Origin of the sequence: Cytobacillus firmus (assembly GCF_023657595.1) — a bacterium.
Classification (GTDB): Bacteria; Bacillota; Bacilli; order Bacillales; family Cytobacillaceae; genus Cytobacillus; species Cytobacillus firmus_B.
Genome location: NZ_CP098323.1, coordinates 3,027,269 through 3,045,161, shown reverse-complemented (window position 1 = coordinate 3,045,161; position 17,893 = coordinate 3,027,269). Strand labels below are relative to the sequence as shown.

The 17,893-nt window shown below is 40.9% G+C and carries 17 protein-coding genes, 1 pseudogene and 1 riboswitch; of the genes and pseudogenes, 17 read left to right on the top strand and 1 reads right to left on the bottom strand.

The genetic code is table 11. From position 1 onward, the window contains the following. Positions 1 to 232: 232 nt before the first annotated feature. The 9 genes from NAF01_RS15385 to NAF01_RS15345 all read left to right on the top strand — a co-directional run bounded on the left by NAF01_RS15385 (position 233) and on the right by NAF01_RS15345 (position 8,022). The gene (locus NAF01_RS15385) at positions 233 to 415 is read left to right on the top strand and encodes a DUF3896 family protein (RefSeq protein WP_250800758.1); all 183 of its coding nucleotides are present in this window, start codon (positions 233 to 235) and stop codon (positions 413 to 415) included. Between the two features lie 210 nt (positions 416 to 625). Further along, positions 626 to 1,078 (top strand): anthrone oxygenase family protein, encoded by a 453-nt coding sequence (locus NAF01_RS15380; RefSeq protein ID WP_250800757.1) that lies wholly within the window; start codon positions 626 to 628, stop codon positions 1,076 to 1,078. Positions 1,079 to 1,285: 207 nt separating this feature from the next. Further along, positions 1,286 to 1,435: riboswitch (cyclic di-AMP (ydaO/yuaA leader) on the top strand. Positions 1,436 to 1,513: 78 nt separating this feature from the next. After that, positions 1,514 to 2,170, top strand: a complete 657-nt coding sequence (locus NAF01_RS15375; protein WP_048010013.1) for a potassium channel family protein — start codon at positions 1,514 to 1,516, stop codon at positions 2,168 to 2,170. A 44-nt stretch (positions 2,171 to 2,214) separates the two neighbouring features. After that, positions 2,215 to 3,585, top strand: a complete 1,371-nt coding sequence (locus NAF01_RS15370) for a TrkH family potassium uptake protein (RefSeq protein ID WP_163140993.1) — start codon at positions 2,215 to 2,217, stop codon at positions 3,583 to 3,585. Positions 3,586 to 3,904: 319 nt separating this feature from the next. Next, entirely contained in the window at positions 3,905 to 4,543 is a 639-nt protein-coding gene (locus tag NAF01_RS15365) for a prolyl 4-hydroxylase family protein (protein ID WP_250800756.1), read from the top strand. 28 nt (positions 4,544 to 4,571) lie between these two features. Continuing rightward, entirely contained in the window at positions 4,572 to 4,841 is a 270-nt protein-coding gene (locus NAF01_RS15360) for a DUF1450 domain-containing protein (protein ID WP_048010022.1), read from the top strand. Positions 4,842 to 4,960: 119 nt separating this feature from the next. Next, positions 4,961 to 5,329: an ArsR/SmtB family transcription factor gene (locus tag NAF01_RS15355; RefSeq protein WP_163140991.1), complete on the top strand. Its 369-nt coding sequence runs from the start codon at positions 4,961 to 4,963 to the stop codon at positions 5,327 to 5,329. Then, positions 5,322 to 7,445, top strand: a complete 2,124-nt coding sequence (locus NAF01_RS15350) for a heavy metal translocating P-type ATPase (RefSeq protein ID WP_250800755.1) — start codon at positions 5,322 to 5,324, stop codon at positions 7,443 to 7,445. The genes NAF01_RS15355 and NAF01_RS15350 overlap by 8 nt, the downstream gene beginning before the upstream one ends. Before the next feature lie 274 nt (positions 7,446 to 7,719). Further along, on the top strand, positions 7,720 to 8,022 hold the full coding sequence (locus tag NAF01_RS15345; RefSeq protein WP_250800754.1) for a hypothetical protein: 303 nt from the start codon (positions 7,720 to 7,722) through the stop codon (positions 8,020 to 8,022). Between the two features lie 14 nt (positions 8,023 to 8,036). Here NAF01_RS15345 and NAF01_RS15340 read toward each other — a convergent pair whose 3' ends face one another. Continuing rightward, positions 8,037 to 10,214 carry an FUSC family protein gene (locus NAF01_RS15340; protein WP_226617595.1) on the bottom strand — a complete coding sequence of 726 codons (2,178 nt, stop codon included), beginning with the start codon at positions 10,212 to 10,214 and terminating at the stop codon, positions 8,037 to 8,039. 145 nt (positions 10,215 to 10,359) lie between these two features. On the opposite strand from NAF01_RS15340, the gene NAF01_RS15335 reads away from it, so the two are divergent. The 8 genes and pseudogenes from NAF01_RS15335 to NAF01_RS15295 all read left to right on the top strand — a co-directional run bounded on the left by NAF01_RS15335 (position 10,360) and on the right by NAF01_RS15295 (position 17,647). Next, positions 10,360 to 10,698, top strand: a complete 339-nt coding sequence (locus tag NAF01_RS15335; protein ID WP_163140987.1) for a YolD-like family protein — start codon at positions 10,360 to 10,362, stop codon at positions 10,696 to 10,698. 185 nt (positions 10,699 to 10,883) lie between these two features. Then, positions 10,884 to 11,434, top strand: a pseudogene (locus NAF01_RS25080) (MEDS domain-containing protein). A 20-nt stretch (positions 11,435 to 11,454) separates the two neighbouring features. Further along, positions 11,455 to 12,213 carry a GNAT family N-acetyltransferase gene (locus NAF01_RS15320; RefSeq protein WP_250800753.1) on the top strand — a complete coding sequence of 253 codons (759 nt, stop codon included), beginning with the start codon at positions 11,455 to 11,457 and terminating at the stop codon, positions 12,211 to 12,213. Positions 12,214 to 12,411: 198 nt separating this feature from the next. Continuing rightward, entirely contained in the window at positions 12,412 to 13,035 is a 624-nt protein-coding gene (locus NAF01_RS15315; protein WP_250800752.1) for a YhbD family protein, read from the top strand. A 17-nt stretch (positions 13,036 to 13,052) separates the two neighbouring features. After that, positions 13,053 to 13,766, top strand: a complete 714-nt coding sequence (locus NAF01_RS15310) for a polymer-forming cytoskeletal protein (RefSeq protein ID WP_250802488.1) — start codon at positions 13,053 to 13,055, stop codon at positions 13,764 to 13,766. 110 nt (positions 13,767 to 13,876) lie between these two features. Next, entirely contained in the window at positions 13,877 to 15,310 is a 1,434-nt protein-coding gene (locus NAF01_RS15305; RefSeq protein ID WP_250800751.1) for a spore germination protein, read from the top strand. Positions 15,311 to 15,353: 43 nt separating this feature from the next. Continuing rightward, positions 15,354 to 16,526: a Ger(x)C family spore germination protein gene (locus NAF01_RS15300; RefSeq protein WP_226617599.1), complete on the top strand. Its 1,173-nt coding sequence runs from the start codon at positions 15,354 to 15,356 to the stop codon at positions 16,524 to 16,526. 17 nt (positions 16,527 to 16,543) lie between these two features. Beyond that, a complete protein-coding gene (locus NAF01_RS15295) occupies positions 16,544 to 17,647 on the top strand; it encodes a GerAB/ArcD/ProY family transporter (protein ID WP_250800750.1) in 1,104 nt (367 codons plus the stop codon). Positions 17,648 to 17,893: the final 246 nt, after the last annotated feature.

The following is a 17,893-nucleotide window of genomic DNA, read 5'->3' as shown; positions in this document are numbered from 1 at the left end:
CAAAAAAAAATCGAGTATAATTGCGAATTCATATTCATACTCGATTCCGAATGTTAATTCTATTATTTCTCCATGATATCTGACCTGCTTGCCGTTCTAGGTACTTTAATATTTCACAAATTATCAATATATTCTGAAATGAATAAGGGGGTTAAACGGTTATAATTAAATTAAGGGGAAAGCGTTTTCATTCCTCCTTTCAAATTTTATAAAAGGCGAAAGGGTGCTGAAAATGAACTATTTAGAAATAAAGAAGAAGCTTGAAGCTGCAAAACAAGAACTGGAGATTAAAATGCACGGTCAGGCTGCATCAGACAGTGAAAAGGAAACTCTTCAAAAAAGGATTGACAACTATGAGTATATGATTGAATTAACAGAAATGAATCATTTTGAAAGAGGGAATATAATCAGTTAGGGAGGCGGTGCTGAAAGCCGTTTCTTTTTTTTGTGAAAGGCCATGATGAAAATAATATTGATTTTTTTTTTAAAACAAACGGGGCAGCCGTTTTCGCTTCTTTTATTGAGAGAGAATAGTTAAAAAAACTTATTCCTAATATAATTAAAACTGTTCAATACTTGTATAATGATAATAAAATTATTAACTCAATTATTAGGAGATGTTAAATTGGATTTCTTAGGTTTTATTACTTTGTTGATAGCGGGCTTTACTGCTTGTGCTGAGTTTACTTCATACGCTTTAGTGCATCCAGTTATCCGTCATTTACCTCAAAAGCAACATATATTTTTTGAACAAGCTTCCCTGAAAACATATGGACGTATTATGCCTATATTAATGCCTGTAAGTGTCATTCTAACCTTATCCTTTGCAGTATTTACTAAAGAACTTGGAACAATCGAGCTTGCAAGCCGTTTTTCTTCTGCTGGAATGTTCATCTTAGCAACAATAATAACTATTAGATATAATGTTCCTATTAACAAGGCAATCAAACAGTGGGATGGAGATAACCCACCCGCTGCTTGGAAGGAAATAAGAAAACGATGGATGTTCTTTCAATCTATTCGTTCTTGGTTGCTTCTTATTGGCTTTGTGTTACTTTGTTTCTCAGTTACAATTTAATTAATATTACATATAAAGGATTAAACATTTTGTCATTACCTTATTGAACAAACGGGTGTGCCAGTTCAATAAGGAATGACCAAAAGGACCTTATAAGGAGGTCTTTTTCTTTTGTTCAAAAATTAATATACCTTTAAACAAAGCTTTATGAAAAAAAGATTGACAAGAGATAAACATGGGAGTAATTTATATTTATTAATTTCATAGCAAACCTTTTTGCTGAATCATTTGAGCGGGGGAACCAATTTTGATAAACCTTGTTTATCTTGGGGTGAATCTTAGCATATTAAAGCTAAGAAGGGATACTCTCAATCCCTAATCCGACAGCTAACTCCGTAAGCCAAATCGAGAGAAGGGTTAATGGAAACCATTGGCCATTCTAAATTAAGAGTGGTCTTTTTGTGTTCATTTTTCTAAAAGAAGGGAATTTCTTCAATGAAAAAACAGTATGCAGTATTTGGATTAGGCCGCTTTGGCGGCAGTCTTGTAAAGGAATTTCATGAATTGGGTGTGGAAGTGCTTGCGATTGATGTGGATCAGGAGAAAGTGAATCATTACGCACAGTTTGTGACATATGCCGTTCAAATCAATGGTATTGATGAAGCTGCGATTAAACAGACGGGAATTAAGAATATTGATCATGCATTTGTTTCATTTGGTGAAAACATTGAGTCCAGCATATTGACATCATTGCTGTTAAAAGAATTGGGAATTCCAAAGGTGTGGGCGAAGGCACATAATGAGTATCATGCCAGAGTGCTCGAAAAAATTGGCGTTGATCGTGTGATTCATCCGGAGCGGGATATGGCAAAGCGGATTGCCCACCATATTGTTTCAGAAAAGATGATTGATTATATTGAGCTGTCTGAAGATTATAGTATGGTGGAGATTGTGGCTACAAATAAGATTGCCAACAAATCTCTATCAGAATTGAATATAAGGGCTAAGTATGGCTGTAATATCGTGGGGATTCAGCGCGGGAAGGAAATAATCGTTACTCCGCCCGCTGAAGAGGTCATTTTAAAGGGAGATGTCCTGATTATAATGGGACACAATAAAGGGATTGGCAGATTTGAGAGGCATGGAGTTTAAGCTTTTCAATTATGTTTACCATCTAAATGAGGAGATTATGGACCATGTACAAAGAAACCAGAAGGAGTAGAAGAATTAAGCGGCCCGGCACCTGGATCAGGATGAATCCTGCTCAGGCTTTGTCTGTTGGCTTTTTAATACTAATAGCGATTGGCACCCTGCTGCTTATGCTGCCTTTTTCCACTAGTGACAGGCATCATCTATCGTTTATTGATGCATTATTTGAAGCAACTTCTGCTGTATGTGTGACAGGTTTAGTCGTCGTAGATACACAAACAACTTTTACGGTTTTTGGCCAGGTAGTTCTTATGGCGCTTATACAAATAGGCGGACTTGGTTTTATGACCTTTGGAGTTCTCATTGCCATTATGCTTGGGAAAACTATTGGCTTAAAGGGGAGGCTGATGATACAGGAATCATTAAATCAGCTTACAATTGAAGGGATGGTACGTCTTGTAAAATTTGTGGTGGCTTTTACTCTGATTGTAGAAGCAATTGGTGCAATCATTTTGGGTGTTCGCTGGGCTGAAGATTTTGGGTTTCCACAATCTTTATACTATGGGGCTTTTCATTCGGTCTCAGCTTTTAATAATGCAGGGTTTGATATAATGGGCGACTTTAGCAGCGTCACCGGTTATGCAGGGGACTTTACTGTCATTATGACGTTAAGCTCGCTGTTCATCATTGGGGGGATTGGCTATATCGTGCTGCTTGATTTAAAAATCAATAAAAGTTTACGGAAACTTTCTCTCCATACGAAATTGGTTTTGCTGATGACACTGATTCTTAATATTTTAGGCACAGTTTTCATATTCTTTTTGGAATTCAATAATCCCGCGACAATTGGTGACTTGGGAATGAAGGAAAAACTGTTAGGATCTTATTTTCACGGAGTCGTTCCAAGAACAGCTGGTTTTAATTCGCTTAATACGGGTGAGCTGACAATGGGCTCGCAGCTTATTACCATGCTTCTAATGTTTATTGGCGGAGGATCAGGCGGAACCGCAGGAGGCATTAAAGTAACAACTTTTGCCTTGATCCTGCTTGCTGTCAGAGCGCTCATTAAAGAAGATGAAGAAGTTAATCTGATGGGCAGAAGAATCCCTAAGGAATTAATTTTTCGGGCATTTACGATTACAGTGTACTCTATGGGATTGATAGCACTGGTTCTATTTCTTCTTTCTTTGACAGAGAATGCACCGTTGAATATGCTTTTATTTGAAGTTATTTCCGCTTTCGGCACAGTTGGGATGTCTCTTGGCTTAACTCCTGAACTGAGTCCATTAGGAAAACAATTAATTGCTTTGATGATGTTTGCTGGCAGAGTGGGTCCTTTAACTCTTGCTTTCGCACTTGCCAGAAGAAGAGAAAAAGCTAATTTTAAATATGCTGAAGAAAAAATCATGATTGGATGAGTAGATGATGATTTAAAAATAAGAAGAAATATAGACGTAATAAGTAAAAAAAATTGAGATTGTGCAGGATAGAGTGGGATGCTCTTCCTGTTTTTTTGTGAAGCTTGAAGCCGGAGATTAGTACAGTTGGGGGGAATTGTTCGTCATCAGGCGGTCATGAGGCCGAAAAAGAGTACAGCGAAAAGAAAAAGATCGCCATGCTAGTGCGAATACCAAATTTCATGCATCTAAATCGATTCAGTTCCTTTTATAATAAAATACATATATTTCCATTTTTAGGCCGACGGGTATTTTCAGTGAGTCATACAGGGGGACGATGATGGCTAAGGTTATGCAGATATCAGACGAACTGAAGGAATGGATTACGGGTGCGCTAAAAAATGAAGTGAGTCCGATTTCCCTTGCAAATGCTTTGATCAAGAAGGGATTTGATAGCCGGTTTGCTTATGAGACTTTATTTAAAATTGTTGGAAATGAAGCAATTGGGACGACAGAAGGGCAGCAGATTCGATATAATTATGAAGTCCCAGAAATAGGCAGGAAGGGGAACATCTTGCATGCCGATGACAGGGACGTCAAAGTGCTTTCCAGGAATGAAAAGCCGTTTGTCCTCCACTTGGATTCTGTGCTCAGCTCAGGAGAATGTGATGAGCTCATCAGTCTTTCAAGGAGCCGCCTGCAGCCATCCCGTGTAGTGGATACGGGTTCGGGAGTTGAACGGGCAGGTTCCGGCAGAACAAGCAGGAGCATGGCTTTCCGCTTCAGGGAAAATGAGCTGGTCGAAAGGATCGAAAAGAGGATAGCCGAATTGATGGGTTATCCGGCAGAAAATGGCGAATGCCTCCAGATCTTAAACTATGGATTGGGTGAAGAATATAAGCCTCATTTTGATTTCTTCCCTCCCCATATGGTGGATGCCGGCAAGGGCGGACAACAATTTATACGGAAAAGAGCTTAAAAGAAAAACCAAAAGGAAGTTTGATAAGGTGAAACTCATCAACAAACTATTCTCAAAGCAAAAAACATCTTCAATTGAATTTTGCCAGCGGAATCTGGATGAATTTTTAAAAGAAGATAATTTAACTGAATTTAATCAATTCCTGAGCCAGAAGAATATTATTTATAAAGAATACGAATGTCAGAGCAAATGCAAAGAATGCAGGCTGTCTCCCTATGCTGTAGTGGACGGAAAATTGATTGCAGCGGAGAATTCGGATGAATTATTAATAAAACTGAAAGAAGAAGTAAAGAAATAAAAGGAATCGGAGCAATCCGGTTCCTTTTTTCATACAATATTCAAATAATTGTTTGAATAAGCTCACAGACGAGGTATAATATATTCAAATGAATGTTTGAATAATGAGGGGAGAAAAAATTGGGCTCTAAAGATACATGCGAAATTTACTGCTTTGATGAAGACAAAGTGAACCGCATTCAGGGGGAACTGGTGAAGGAAGATCTTTCAGGTGCTGCCCAATTATTTAAGGCTCTTGCTGATGAGAACAGGGCAAAAATTTCTTATGCACTAACCCGGGATGAAGAGCTATGTGTCTGTGATATTGCCAATATCATTGGCGCAACAGTTGCAACGGCATCCCACCATTTGCGGACATTGCATAAGCAGGGAATTGTTAAGTTCCGGAAAGAAGGGAAATTGGCTTTTTATTCATTGGATGATGATCATATCAGGCAATTAATGATGATTGCACTTGAACACAGAAATGAGGTGAAAGCCAATGTCTGAACAAGCTGGAATTGCGGAGAAAGAGACGGTAACCTACCGTGTTCAGGGCTTTTCCTGAGCAGGCTGTGCCAAGACGTTCGAAGAGAACGTGAAACGCCTGGATGGCGTTTTAGATGCGAATGTGAATTTCGGAGCTTCCAAAATAACCGTTACTGGGACAGCTTCAATGAAGGCGGTCGAAAAAGCCGGAGCCTTCGAAAATCTGAAGCTGCGTGCCGAGAATGAAAAAGCGGTTGTGCGCGAGCCGTTCTGGAAGCAGAAATCAAATTATAAAGTCTATATATCAGCTCTTATTCTCATTATCAGCTGGTTTTTAAGCGAACAGTATGGAGAGGATCATCTATACCCGATCACAGGGTATGCAGCAGCTATAATCATAGGCGGTTATACTTTATTCCTGAAAGGCTTCAAAAATCTTGCAAGATTGAATTTTGACATGAGCACCCTGATGACGATCGCTATTATAGGTGCAGCGATCATTGGCGAGTGGGGAGAAGGAGCGATGGTTGTCATCCTTTTCGCCATCAGTGAAGCCCTTGAGCGTTTCTCAATGGAAAAAGCGCGTCAGTCCATTGAATCATTGATGGACATTGCCCCTAAAGAAGCATTGATCAAACGGGACAATGAAGAAATGCGGATTCATGTGGATGATATTCAAATTGGTGACATCATGATTGTGAAGCCGGGAGAAAAATTGGCCATGGATGGCGTGGTCTTGAAAGGAACCTCTTCCCTGAACCAGGCAGCGATTACAGGAGAGAGCGTGCCTGCCGTTAAGACTGCAGGTGATGAGGTTTTTGCAGGTACACTAAATGAAGAGGGATTGCTTGAAGTAAAAGTCACAAAGCATGCTGAAGATACCACCATCGCTAAAATCATTCATTTAGTTGAAGAAGCACAGGCGGAAAAAGCGCCTTCCCAGCAGTTTGTCGATAAATTTGCCAGGTATTATACGCCTGCCATCATTGTTTTAGCACTTTTAATAGCGGTTGTTCCTCCGCTGTTTGGCGGGGATTGGAACGAATGGATTTACCAGGGGCTAGCAGCACTCGTTGTCGGCTGTCCGTGTGCGCTTGTCGTGTCTACACCGGTAGCCGTCGTTACGGCCGTCGGTAATGCAGCAAGAAACGGTGTCCTGATTAAGGGCGGCATCCACCTGGAGGAAACAGGGGCGCTTAAATCGATTGCATTTGATAAAACAGGCACATTAACAAAAGGTGTTCCTGCAGTTACAGACATCATCACTATTAAAGGTGATGAAAGACAGCTCCTCAAAGTCACGGCTGCCATAGAGAAAGGGTCACAGCATCCCCTTGCTTCAGCAATCATGAAAAAAGCAGAAGAAATGGGCACTGATTTTACCGGGCTGGACACAGAGGAATTCACCTCTATTACCGGAAAGGGAGTAAAAGCCGCAGTAAATGGTGTCCTCTACTATGCCGGCAGCCCCAATCTGTTTGAGGAGCTTCATAGCGGCATGGAAAGCACTATTCAAAAGCAAATAGCAGATCTGCAGACCCAGGGTAAAACCGTTATGATTCTAGGGACAGCAAGCGAAATTCTGCTATTAATAGCTGTTGCAGATGAAATACGGGAGCATTCGAAAACGGTCATCAGCAAACTAAATGATATGGGAATTAAAACGGTTATGCTGACAGGCGACAATCACAGAACGGCTTTGGAGATCGGAAAGCAAGCCGGCGTTTCCGAGATTAAAGCGGATTTGCTGCCGCAGGATAAACTGGCTGTTATTAAAGAACTTCGTGCCGGCCATCAAAGTGTGGCAATGGTCGGGGATGGCGTCAATGATGCGCCTGCTCTTGCTGCTGCGTCTATCGGGGTTGCCATGGGCGGTGCCGGAACAGATACAGCACTAGAAACAGCAGATATTGCCCTAATGTCAGATGACTTGAGCAAATTGCCTTATACGATTAAACTCAGCCAAAAAGCGTTAAGGATCATCAAGCAGAATATCACGTTCTCACTTGGAATCAAGGCACTGGCTTTATTGCTGGTTGTTCCGGGCTGGCTGACCCTATGGATTGCCATATTCGCGGACATGGGAGCAACCTTGCTGGTCACCTTGAATAGCCTGCGGCTTCTCAAAATAAAGTGAAACTTCAATCAGTGGGGGGTTCACTGATTGTTAGTTGAACCAATCGGGCCTTTACGGGCAGTTTGACCCCCACTTATCCTCCTTTGATTCCTCTGAGTCTTGAAGTGGGGGTCTTACTGCCCGTTAGACTGCGATAAAGAAATGAAAAGAGTGATGCTTTCGGGCATTGCTCTTTTTTTGCGGTGTATTTGAATTTCTGACTAGGTGACAGCCTACTCTTAAAATAAATATCTGCATACTCTAATACTGCAATTTATCCTGAAGAGGACTGGACATGCAGAATGAAGTGAATGGACTAATGCAGATTAGCCCAGATGATGACTTGAGGAGGCCATTTGGTTTTGGGAGACCTTTCGGGTTTGGCAGGCCGTTTGGTTTTGGGAGACCGTTAGGATTCGGAAGACCATTTGGATTGGGCAGGCCGTTCGGTTTTGGCTTCGGGTTTCCTTTCCTGGGAGGTCTGCTTTTGGGAAGTGCCTTAGCTCCGCCATTCGGATATGGTTACCCTTACCCATATTACGGTTATCCTTATTACTCATATCCTCCATATTACTATTATAAATCTCTATATAAATAAAAGAGGAAGGAGCATTATTGCTCCTTCCCTGCACCAAGCTCTTCTGCCAATTCCACAATCGCTTTGTTGATTCTCCAGACGAAATAAAGATGATGAATCAAATCACGCTGGGATTGCTGCCTTGGTGGTGCCATTCGTTCAATTTGTTCTCTTTCCCGGTCCAGACTATAGACAAGTGTGCCGTCTCCGCTTTCTTTAATCAGGTCCATTAATGTTTCAATATTTAATTCAAGTTTCTCCTCAATTCTTGTGAAAACATCGACCAGCTCATCAGGATAGTCGAATCCTTTCCGGTAGGAGGAAGCCACCAGATGTCTTGCATAGTAATTGATGGCTGAAAAAAGGGTGATCCATCTGTTAACGTCAGCATGGCGCGGAGATCCGGGTTTTTTTATCAGCGATTGCGCTTCGACGTTTATGGTTTTAAGCTTTTGATCCAATAAGAAGCCTTTGCCTGAAAGCTCCTTAACATTCACATCTTCCCGGAAGCTTCGCACATATGCCGTGACATACGGTTTCAGTTCTTGAAGATAATCATTTATCGTATCGGCCACTTTATCCTTCGTTTTTTTAGGAAAAATAAATAGAGATACGCCGAATGCAATGCCGGCACCGGCAATCGTATCGATAACCCTGGAACTGATAAGGGAGAATGATATTCCGCCAAGTAAAAGGTCATACATAAAAGCGACCAGCATCGTAATAAACATGCTCATTAATGTATAAGAGACTTCAAATAAATAAAAAGAGAAGAAAACTGCTGCAAAAATGAGCGTAATTTCCAGCACAGAATGGCCGCTGACCACTCTGGCAAGCGTAAATCCAATCACTGCCCCGATAATCGTTCCAACTGACCGCTGAAAACCTTTTGTATAAATGCGCCCGATTGATTCGGTTCCGAGCAGAACGATAAAGGCTGTTAAAAGAACCCAATAAGGCTGGTCAGGCGAAAGAATCTGTCCAGCAATGATGGATATGATGGCAGCAGTCAATGCCTGAAACGCTTTTTTGGTGGAAAGTTTGAGGCTCTTATCTTCCTTAGGTGATTCATCTTCATCAGGCGTCTCTTCAGATACTTCTATTTCATTGTCTTTTACTTTATGAAGCGCCTGCTGTATAGTTATGCCGCCCTCAATGACATGGTTTGCAAGGGACTCGATCCGCCTGATCAAGTAAAGCCATCCTGCCGGTTTGTCTTCCCTGTTGAACAAATCCATAATAAGCAGGCGAAGTGCCTGTACAGCAAGCTCTGCTTCACGAAGATTTTGTTCTTCATATTGATGGGCAAGAACTTCAGCGTCACGGAGAGAGCGGGTGACCCAGACCAGGAGGTTTCTCAGCTCTTCTATGTCAAGGGCATTCGCTTTTTTTAAGTTCCGGATGGAGTCAGTCAGGGTTTCAATCAGCATGCCTGTATCAAATATATATAACCTCAGCTGGGATGGAGTCAGCCCTTGCCATAATTTCTGCACATCATCCTCATTGATATACTCTGAAACGATTACAGCATAATCCCGGAGTTTAAGCACGTTTCTCCGCAATTCTTCCCGCTGATGAGCAGTCATACGCTCTCCCTGCATTCCCTCAATTAAGAGATTGAAGGTAAAATTACTTTGGAAATGAAAGGAGCGGATGCTTCTTTTCAGGTTTTTCGCGGTGTCCTGAAAAAGAATGAAATTGAACAGGAAAGCATACGCGACCCCAATCCAGATCCCGAAGTAAAAGGAAGGAAGCTGGCTGGCTGATAATTGCAGAATAGATGAGAAATAAAGTGTCATGAATGCGATCATGCATAATGAGAAATAGCGGACACCAAAGCGGGTCAAATAAAAGCTTAAAAATATTAATGCAACCATTGAAATATCGGTAAAGATTGTGCTTTCTGCCAGCAGTGAACCGATTGATACCCCTGCCATTGCTGAAAATCCAAGGATGCCGGTTGTGAGCATTTTCCCTTTTTTAGAGTCATCCATCACAATCATGATGCCAAGCATGCCGGCCATTCCGGAAACAATTGCCGGAGTAAGGGCGAGAGCGGCATCTGCCCCACCCAATTGCATAAGAAATAGAGTTGTAAATACCGAAGCCATTAAACTTAATGTGGCCCGTCCGGCTTTTTGAAAACGGATCAGGCCGGGGTCGGACGCCAGCAAGCGTCCAAGCCATCGGTGTTGGATTTGAAGCTGCTTCATTGTTTCACCAATCTTTTTTTTGAGAGTTAAAGTGTATTTTACCATTCGTACTTTTATTATCCAAATGAACCAACTTAAGCTTTTTCTGTTTTTTAGGTTTTAAAACAGAACAAATGTTCTATAATAGAATATGGAGGGATTTATTATGCCGCTAAAAGACAGAGGGAAAATAAAATGGCAGCCTGCTCACTTCATGCCGGAACACCGGGCGATGCTAAGAAAGCTGGAAAGAGATCAAATGGCGCAAAACAAGCCGCTCATTGATGAATATGAATTGGAGGAATATGAAAACAAAATTCACTATGCAATGGAATTTGCTTATCTTTTGAAAGTAAAAGTCTGGCGGGAAGGATTTTTCCTCGAATACAAAGGAAGGGTAAACCGACTGGATGGCATCAGCAGAAAAATTCATCTGCAACTGGAGAGCGGGGATCTGGAGAAAATTAACTTTGATGAAATAGCCGGGGCGGAAGTGGAAGAATGAATAATATTTTATAATTGCAGCAGACTCGAGGAACTTACCTCGAGTTTTTATTTGGGCCGTGGACCGCAAACCTGGAGAAAACACACCCATTTTTTTCAATTTTTAGATATAATAAAGAAAGAGCAGCTGGGAGTGAGTAGCGTTAAAGTACATCAAACATTTTTTCGTTATAAGGAGACTTATCAATGAATGAATTGTTAACAGATTTACTTGATAATCTGCAAAAGTCAAACGGAGGTCATATTCTTTATCACTATGATCAAATGGATTGCTATCTTCAAAATGCGGTCTCATACATAACGGCTGGTGTAAGATGCGGCGGACATGTTTTATTTGTGGAGAATGACCGAAATTATTTTCTTATTGATAAAGAATTAACTAATTTGTTAGGAAAAGAGGAATTAAACAGAGTTCATTTTATGAATAATTATGATTTTTATTACACTAACGGTAATTTTAATCCTGATACCATTTACATTTTTTTCTTAAACATATTCAGCCTTATTTAGACAGCAGTTCTAAGATATATACATGGGGTCTGGTTGAGTGGGGTAACGTGAAGGACTACATTCCGTTAGTGGAACAATATGAAAAGAATCTAAGCAATGCCATTTCTGACCATGACCTGATTTCCCTGTGTGCGTATGATAGCAAAAATACCCCTCCGGAACTAAAGGAGAATTTAATGCGCTGCCATGATGTGCTCATAACAGACAGAGAGTATAAATACCTATAAAATGTTCTTAGGAGAAACCGATGGAAAAGATCACATTTCATGATATTTATAAACCGGGACACACTGTTCTGGAAAATGACCTAATTATTCATAACCATAATCCTGACATGCTCCTTCAGTATGACAGCAATTTTATTGCCTTTAAAAGAATGCCTTCCGTTCAGGAGTTTGAGGAGGCACATCAATATTTAAGAGATTTTCATCAGAAAAATGGCCAAAAGCATGTAAGATTTTATTTTCCGGATGATGAGGAGCTTTCTGGAGAGCTTGTGGCTTTCTTTCAGCAGGATAAAGATAATACGGTTGGGTTCCTGGAGTTATTTGCGATTCTTCCGGCTGATTTTCCGGAAGTCCAGGAAAGGGAAGAAATTAAAGTTGAAAATGTAACGGATAAAACATGGAACGATTATTTGGAATTTCAGTATGAGCAGGATTCGGTATATGGGGAAAACTTCGCAGAGAAAAAGAAAGCTCAGCACTTAAGAAATTACAAAGATGAAAGTATTCAGCAGCTTATTGCATTTTATAAAGGAAAGGCAGCCGGATCTGTTGATGTCATTATCAAGGAACGAACAGCTGAAATTGATGGACTGATGGTCCATGAGGATTTTCAAAAAAAGGGCATCGGCAGCTCCCTGCAGAAATCCGTGATGGATCAGTATAAGGATAAAACGATCATTCTTGTGGCGGATGGAGAAGATACTCCAAAAGAGATGTACCGCAGGCAAAATTACCGGTATATTGGAAAGCAGTATAACTTACTAAAAATATACGAATGAAGGGAAACCTGGTTCAATATGAGCCAGGTTTTTTTGTGTCAATAAAACATTGTTTTACAGTGAGAAGCGCGAACAGTATTGATTTCGTGGTGAATTCCGGAAGATTTGTCGAAAAAAATCAGGAAAAAAAGAATAAAAACACATTTCATGCGTAACAGTGTTATGTTACAATCGTATCATCAGAAAGGAGTCCTGGAATTGAGCGATGAATTAATTTCAAAAAAAGAGGTTCTGGATTTAACTGGGATTTCATATGGACAGCTTTACCGGTGGAAAAGGAAGAACCTGATACCTGAGGACTGGTTTGTCAGGAAATCAACGTTTACAGGGCAGGAGACTTTTTTTCCAAAAGAGAAAATCCTCGAGCGGGTTGAAAAGATACAGAAGATGAAGGATACCCTTTCTTTGGATGAGCTGGCCAATTTGTTTTCATTGAATGCTTCGAACCTGAAGCTGCCAAAGGAAAGTCTGATGGCTAAAGGAATAGCTTCTGATCCGGTTATGAATATCTTTCTGGACACACAGGGGGAGATTCACGAATTCAATTATTATGAGATTTTAAAGCTTTATATACTTTCCAGCCTGCTGGAATCGGGGGATATCCATATCGAAGAAGGGAAAATGCTCCTTCAGCTATTAAATGATCATCAAGAGATTCTGCAGCAGCCCAAAGCTGTGATCTGCTTCATTCGAAAACTCGGCATGTCCAGCTGCCTGGCTTCAATGAACGGGGAACAGGTCCTTCTCGAAAAAGGGACAAAATTGGCAGCCGCTATATCGGTAGAGCAATGTGCTGAGGAATTAAAATCCAAATTGGCATAGGAGGAAATGCTGTGGAAATGAAAACACTGGGGAACTTAATCATTAATGGAGTTGGATCGGTTAATGGAGGATCTTTTAATAAAGTCGAAATCAATGGAAAGGGCACGGTAAATAGTGATATAGAATGCGAGAGATTCAATTGCAACGGTACGGGGACGATCCATGGAAACGTAAAAACCGAAAAAGGAAAGATCAGCGGTGCAGCCAAGATCCATGGAGCAGTTAAAGCTGAATCTTTAAATATCAACGGCTCCGCATCCATTTCAGAAGCTGTCCACAGCCAAAAGCTTGAGGTTGCCGGGAATTCCTCCATTGGAGGTTCTGTAAAAAGCGATGAAATGGTAGTGAACGGGAAAGCAAAGATTGCAGGAGACTGTGAAGCGGAGGTTTTCCGCGCGGAAGGGGCTTTTAAGATAGATGGTTTACTAAACGCAGAAACGATTGATATTAAACTATTTGGAGAAAGCAAAGCGAAAGAGATTGGCGGAAGAAAGATAAAAGTGGCACAGCATAGAGAAAGCCTGTTTAAATTGATCAAATCACTCTTCCCCCTCAAGCTCGAGGCAGAATTAATTGAAGGTGATGACATCGAACTTGAAGGCACCTCAGCTCTTGTCGTCAGAGGCAAAAATGTCAAAATCGGCAAAAATTGCGAGATTGGACTAGTGGAATACTCGGGAGAATACGAATGTTCACCAGACTCAGTGGTGAAAGAATCCCGGTTAATATAGAATCATGAATTCCTAACCTGATTGGTTAGGTTTTTTTTAATTAAAAGGCAAGATATTCCTCATACCGGGCACACTAACAAACAAGACTCGTTTTCCAAAGGAGAATTATTGTGTTCCGGAAACATTACAGCCACCATAAAATGATAAGCAAGAGTACTGATTCCAATATTGAATACTTAAAAGAGCAGTTTGGCAACAGCTCCGATCTATCAGTCCGAAATATAATACTTTCAAACCATGGAAAAGCAGCTATCATACATATCCAGGGGATCGTTGACGAACAAAGCCTGCATGACAATGTTCTGCATCCAATTCTTTCCTTTAGTAATGAACAAAAATCTATTCGAAATTGGTCCGATGAAATAACTCAGATCATTTCGGTACCTAAGGTGAATATCATTGATGAATGGCCCGTATTAGTCGACGGTCTGCTGAGCGGGGACACGGTTATTTTGATAGAGGGGCATTCAGAGGCGATCCTTGCGGGAACAAGAAAGATTCAATCAAGGTCTATTACAGAACCTACCACACAAACGGTGGTGAAAGGGCCAAAGGATGGATTTACAGAGAATTTAGGGACGAATATTTCGCTGATCCGTGCCAGAATACAAAATAACAATCTAAGGATTGAACAGACAAAAGCAGGGAAAGTGACCAAAACCGATATAGGCATTTTATATATGGAGGGCATAGCGAAAGAGGAAATCGTCAAAGAAGTGAAGGAAAGAATTAGTAAAATCGATATGGACAGTATATTGGACACAAATTATGTGGAAGAAGCCTTAAAGGACAACAGGAAAACGATCTTTCCCCTCTTCCAGAATTCAGAGAGGCCAGACGTGGTCTCTGCTAACCTTTTAGAAGGCAAAATTGCGATCATTATACAGGGAACACCATTTGCATTGATTCTGCCGGCTGTATTTATCCAATTTTTTCACTCTCCTGAAGACTATTATGCCAATTACCTGGTGAGTTCTTTTTTAAGACTCATTCGGGTTGGCTCGTTTTACGTTAACATGTATGCATCGGCAATTTATTTGGCCCTGATCACGCACCACCATGGCTTAATCCCTACTACTTTAATGGTGACGCTCATGGCACAAAGAGAACAGGTTCCTTTTCCAGCCATTGTGGAATTACTGGTAATGGAACTGGCCTTCGAAGTCCTGCGGGAAGCCGGGATTAGAATGCCAAGGGCCATTGGTCCGGCTGTTTCCATTGTAGGGGCACTTATTCTCGGGCAGGCTGCAGTCGAAGCAGGCTTTGTTTCAGCGGCAATTGTGATCATCGTGGCGACGACAGCTATCTCAAGCTTCACACTGCCTAACCCTAATATTGTGAACACCGCACGCGGAATGCGTTTCATTCTTATTTTTGCCGCTGCTTTTATTGGATTCTATGGAATTATCCTGTTTTCTTTATGCATTATTCTGCACCTTTGCAGCCTTAAATCAGTAGGAGTCCCATATCTCACTCCACTCTCACCGGTCAGAGTCAGCGATTTGAAAGACAGTTTAGTCCGGATAGGCACCTCATCCAAGTGAGGCTCCTTGATCGGAAGTCAAATAAAAGAGCAGGGATGAACGTATGAAAAAAGTCATTTCAGTCCTGTTGATAATGGGTTTACTAACGGGCTGTTCCAATTATAGAGATTTAAATGAAGTCGGTTTAATAATCGCCATTGGCATAGACCTCCCCCAGGAAAGGGAATCAGGCTATCGGGTCACGTATCAACTAATCAATCCGGGTTATTTTTCGCAAAATGGGGCTGGAAGCAGCCTTCCAGTTATTAATTACACAGTCGAAGCAGAAACGTTTATTGAAGCCTACCGGATGGCGTCTTTAATCATTCCAAGAGAGAACAGTGTTACTCATCTTTCTTTGATTGTGATTGGAGAGGCTCTTGCAAGAGAGGGGCTGGGGCTTATATTTGATGTGTTTGAAAGAGGTGAATCACGCTCATCGTTTCCTGTTTTTATTGCAAGGGACACGACTGCAGAAGAAGTTCTGGGGGTCATTGAGCCGCTGGAATCCAATCCAACGAAAAGTATCATCAGCACCAGCGAAAATAATGAAAAAATGTACGCCATCTCAGAAATCGTTCCCATTTACAGGGCTATCTCCCTTTTATCAGGTGAAGGGCAGAACCTTATGCTGTCTGGAATTCATTTGAACAAACCGCTTAAATCTCAGAATCAGACGGATAACCTGCAGGACATCAAGCCTCCGGTCGTAGAGGTAACTGGATTGGCACTGTTTAAAAAAGATCAATTAGCCGGCTGGTTTGACGGCAAAATCGCAAGAACAGCCCATTTAATTAACTCAGCCGCTGAGTATACATCCTTTCCGCTGCCGTGTAACAGTAAAAAAAATATGACCGTCACGACAAAAGGTATAAAGTCAACCATTAAGACAGAGTTAAAACCAAAATTGACCCTGGCAGTTGACGCAGATATTAAGGGCTATATTGCAGAACTGGAATGCTATATTAAAATTGACAGTGAAGAAGAAATAAGAAAGATTGCGAAAAAATTAGAAGACGAGGCTGAAAGCCAAATAAGGCAAACAATAAAATTGGCGCAGGAAATGGAAACCGATGTATTTGGTTTCGGCAGAAAACTATCAATAAATGATCCAAATTACTGGAAAAAACACAAGAAAGAATGGAATACGCTATTTAGAAATGCGGATATTGAAGTAAATGTGAATGCAAACATATCGAACGCAGGGTTGCTGACAGATCCATATAAACTACAATAATTCTGGATGTGAAGTAAATGCCGAAAGATAAGATTGATGGAATACAATTATTCTGCTTGATGGTCCTTTTTATGTTTGGGACAGCCGTGTTTCTGGATCTTGGAAGCGGAGCACGCCAGGATGCATGGATCGTTACGATTCTTTCACCCATTGCCGGGCTGGCAATCTTCGCTGTTTACTATCGTCTTTACAGACAGCATCCGGATTTGCCGCTGACAGAATACGTGAAAAAAATTTTAGGAAAATACCTGGGAAGCCTTATAAGCTATATGTACATTATCTATTTCATATATATCGCGTCCAGGGTTTTACGTGATGTTGAGGAATTGCTGATCAGTTCTCCTTATGCTAAAAACTCCATTATTACGCTGGGTATCTGTATGATGTTTGCATTGATATACGCAGTTCATTTAGGTTTTGAGGTATTTGCAAGAGCAGGGATTATCTGTTTCGCCGTCATGACAGTCACTTTATTGCTAATCCTGATATTCTATGTGATCAGTGACTTGATTCACCTCGAAAATTTACGGCCTGTTTTGGCTAATGGATGGAAGCCGGTCATCGGGGAGATTTTTCCGGTTAATATGACGGTTCCCTATGGAGAATTGGTTCTATTTACGATGATCCTTCCTTTAATGAAACGGAAGACAAAGATTTTGAAAACAGGAAGTATGGCAATTGCTTATGTAGGCATTTATTTAACTATTAATACTATAATCTTAATTTGTATTCTTGGTGCAGACCTCCTTGAGCGTTCGGCCTTCCCGGCATTGGCTGCTGTTGGCTATATTGAAATTGGGGGATTTATTCAGCGTCTGGATCCTTTTATCATCCTATTGATTGTATTTCTGGGGTTTATTAAAGTGGGCATGTTCTTCTATTGTGCGGTAATCGGAATGAATAACCTTTTCAAAATGAAGCCAAATGTTTTTACCTCCTATTTTATGGGCGGGATTATTTGTCTTTCTTCCATTATGATTGCACCAAGCTATCAAAGCCATCTGGATGAAGGATTAAAAGTAGTGCCTTATTTCCTGCATATTGCTTTCCAATTCGCTATTCCTGCTGTATTGCTAGTATTGGCGTCAATCCAGCGTAAATGGAAACTGGGAAAAGTGTGAATAGCGGTTATTTTTTTTTCTTTTCCTGTAACAAGTACATAACGAATAAACCAAGGATAAAAATTACCATAAGAAAATAATCTTCTCCCTGTGCGGAAGACAGAACACTTTTTATGCTTTGCCAGGATTCAAATAATGGATGACCCTGGATATAATCAAGAGAAACAATGAGGCTGATTGTACCGGCTAAAAGTGATAAGAGAATGAATAAAGCACGCAAATGATTCACCCACAGGTATTAGGATA

Excerpts from the sequence above, each read along its gene's own strand:
- NAF01_RS15340 (WP_226617595.1), bottom strand. The coding sequence starts at position 10,214 with ATGAAGCAGCTTCAAATCCAACACCGATGGCTTGGACGCTTGCTGGCG.
- NAF01_RS15335 (WP_163140987.1), top strand. The coding sequence starts at position 10,360 with ATGCCGCTAAAAGACAGAGGGAAAATAAAATGGCAGCCTGCTCACTTC.
- NAF01_RS15295 (WP_250800750.1), top strand. The coding sequence starts at position 16,544 with ATGCCGAAAGATAAGATTGATGGAATACAATTATTCTGCTTGATGGTC.
- NAF01_RS15375 (WP_048010013.1), top strand. The coding sequence starts at position 1,514 with ATGAAAAAACAGTATGCAGTATTTGGATTAGGCCGCTTTGGCGGCAGT.
- NAF01_RS15365 (WP_250800756.1), top strand. The coding sequence starts at position 3,905 with ATGGCTAAGGTTATGCAGATATCAGACGAACTGAAGGAATGGATTACG.
- NAF01_RS15345 (WP_250800754.1), top strand. The coding sequence starts at position 7,720 with ATGCAGAATGAAGTGAATGGACTAATGCAGATTAGCCCAGATGATGAC.
- NAF01_RS15320 (WP_250800753.1), top strand. The coding sequence starts at position 11,455 with ATGGAAAAGATCACATTTCATGATATTTATAAACCGGGACACACTGTT.
- NAF01_RS15370 (WP_163140993.1), top strand. The coding sequence starts at position 2,215 with ATGTACAAAGAAACCAGAAGGAGTAGAAGAATTAAGCGGCCCGGCACC.
- NAF01_RS15310 (WP_250802488.1), top strand. The coding sequence starts at position 13,053 with ATGAAAACACTGGGGAACTTAATCATTAATGGAGTTGGATCGGTTAAT.
- NAF01_RS15385 (WP_250800758.1), top strand. The coding sequence starts at position 233 with ATGAACTATTTAGAAATAAAGAAGAAGCTTGAAGCTGCAAAACAAGAA.
- NAF01_RS15300 (WP_226617599.1), top strand. The coding sequence starts at position 15,354 with ATGAAAAAAGTCATTTCAGTCCTGTTGATAATGGGTTTACTAACGGGC.